The organism is Janthinobacterium sp. BJB446, from assembly GCF_002735655.1.
GTDB classification, from domain to species: Bacteria; Pseudomonadota; Gammaproteobacteria; order Burkholderiales; family Burkholderiaceae_D; genus Janthinobacterium; species Janthinobacterium lividum.
The window spans coordinates 1-518 of the sequence record NZ_PDZK01000022.1 but is presented as its reverse complement, the minus strand read 5'-3'; the positions used below and the strand labels follow the sequence as shown (position 1 = coordinate 518).

The 518-nt window shown below is 56.2% G+C and carries 1 protein-coding gene; it reads left to right on the top strand.

Annotated features, from left to right (window positions below):
- The coding region (locus CSQ92_RS28525) for an EF-Tu/IF-2/RF-3 family GTPase (RefSeq protein WP_257219403.1) at positions 1-518 on the top strand (518 nt) is incomplete at both ends.

Here is a 518-nt window from a genome sequence, read left to right as displayed (position 1 = left end):
CAAGTTGGCGTTCCATACATCATCGTGTTCCTGAACAAGTGCGACCTGGTCGACGACGCAGAGCTGCTGGAACTGGTTGAAATGGAAGTGCGCGAGCTGTTGTCGAAGTACGAATTCCCAGGCGACGACCTGCCAATCATCAAAGGTTCGGCACGTATGGCGCTGGAAGGCAAAGAAGGCGAAATGGGCGTTGACGCAGTGCTGCGTCTGGCCGATGCGCTGGATGCATACATCCCAACGCCAGAGCGCGCTGTTGATGGTGCTTTCCTGATGCCAGTGGAAGACGTGTTCTCGATCTCGGGTCGCGGTACCGTTGTGACCGGTCGTATCGAGCGCGGCATTGTTAAAGTCGGCGAAGAGATCGAAATCGTCGGTATCACCGATACCGTCAAAACGACTTGCACCGGCGTGGAAATGTTCCGCAAACTGCTGGACCAAGGTCAAGCTGGCGACAACGTTGGTCTGCTGCTGCGCGGCACCAAGCGTGAAGACGTGCAACGTGGTCAAGTTCTGGCAAA